This window comes from Thermogutta sp. (assembly GCF_014359955.1).
GTDB lineage: Bacteria > Planctomycetota > Planctomycetia > Pirellulales > Thermoguttaceae > Thermogutta.
Genome location: NZ_JACIYL010000952.1, coordinates 1 through 1,516 on the forward strand (window position 1 = coordinate 1; position 1,516 = coordinate 1,516).

1 protein-coding gene is annotated in these 1,516 nt (G+C 56.9%); it reads right to left on the reverse strand.

The features are described 5' to 3' along the window. Nucleotides 1–172: 172 nt before the first annotated feature. On the reverse strand, nucleotides 173–1,429 hold the full coding sequence (locus tag H5U08_RS18485) for a cysteine desulfurase (protein ID WP_297036535.1): 1,257 nt from the start codon (nucleotides 1,427–1,429) through the stop codon (nucleotides 173–175). Between the last annotated feature and the right edge of the window lie 87 nt (nucleotides 1,430–1,516).

Genomic DNA, 1,516 nt, shown 5'->3' on the forward strand with positions numbered 1-1,516 from the left:
CTCAGAGGCCTGTCCCATGGGATGCGGGAAAGCATCCTCGGGACAGGCCTTTTTCTTTCATGGTGGAAGAGCACCGGGCGTCGCCGCTCTGCTCGGCAGAAGATCAAAATGCGGCGGTTTGTCTTTCGTTGAAAATTCAGCCACGCGAGAAAACAGCCTATCTGAACTGTGTCTAGCTTCGCTTTCTGAAGATACGCTGCGCCCTTTCCAGGCCCTCGACCAACTGGTCAATCTCGTCCAGCGTGTTGTAGAAATAGAAGCTCGCGCGCGCCGTGGCCACCACTCCCAGTCGTTTATGCAGGGGCATGGCACAGTGATGGCCAGCCCGAACGGCAACACCCACAGAATCCAGAAGCTGAGCGACGTCATGGGCATGAATACCATCGACGACGAAACTGGCGATGCCCGCTTTTTTGTCAGGCGCCGGTCCGAAGATGCGAACCCGCGGCATTTCGGCAAGGGCCGCATGGAGCTTGAGGGTCAATTGGTGTTCATGGGCTGCGACGCGTTCCAGGCCGACTTTTTCGAGATAGTCAATCGCGGCGCCTAACCCAATCGCGCCGACGATGGGAGGCGTTCCTGCTTCAAACCGGTAGGGGAGATCGCCCGGCACAAAACCGTCGAGCCGGACCTCCCGAATCATGCTCCCGCCGCCCATGAATGGGGGCATTTCTTCGAGGATTTCCCGTTTTCCGTAGAGGACACCAATTCCTGATGGGCCAAGCATCTTGTGGCCGCTGAACACGAGAAAGTCGGCATCCAGTTTTTGGACGTCCGTGGTAAGGTGGGGAACGCTTTGCGCCCCGTCAACGAGGACCTTGGCCCCCACCGAGTGTGCAGCCCGAATGATCGCTTCTACGGGATTAATGGTGCCCAGAACATTTGACACGAGGGTAATCGCCACGATCTTCGTTCGTTCGGTCAAGAGGGTATCAAGGCTGTCGAGGACGAGCTCCCCCTGGTCGTTGATGGGGATGTAGCGGACTGTTGCTCCCTGACGCTCGGCAAGCTGAAACCACGGCACCAGGTTGGAATGGTGTTCCATCTCGGTGACCAGGATCTCATCGCCTGGCCTGATATTGGCATCTCCCCATGCCCGGGCAACCAGGTTGATGGAAGCGGTGCTACCGGAGGTGAAGATGATTTCTTTTTCCGACCGCGCGTTAATAAACCGGCAGACCCGTCGCCGGGCCTCTTCGTAGAGTTCCGTCGTCTCGTCCGCCAGTGTGTGGATGCCCCGGTGCACATTCGCATAATGCTTTTCATACATATCGACAATGGTCTGAATCACCTGCCGAGGCCTTTGTGTTGTGGCGGCATTGTCGAAGTAAACCAGCGGACGCCCAGGATGCACTTCTCGCTGGAGAATGGGAAAGTCCTGGCGATAAACCAATGGATCGAAGGAAATAGCCGATTCGGAAACCGTCATTTTCGACCTCGCTTAGCCGGTATGCACTGGATGAATTGGATCCGCCGAAAAGCGTTTTTTATCGTCGCGGAGGGTGTCGGTCTGGGC

Bases quoted from the DNA above. Each gene is read 5' to 3' on its own strand.
- H5U08_RS18485 (WP_297036535.1), bottom strand. From the start codon at position 1,429: ATGACGGTTTCCGAATCGGCTATTTCCTTCGATCCATTGGTTTATCGC.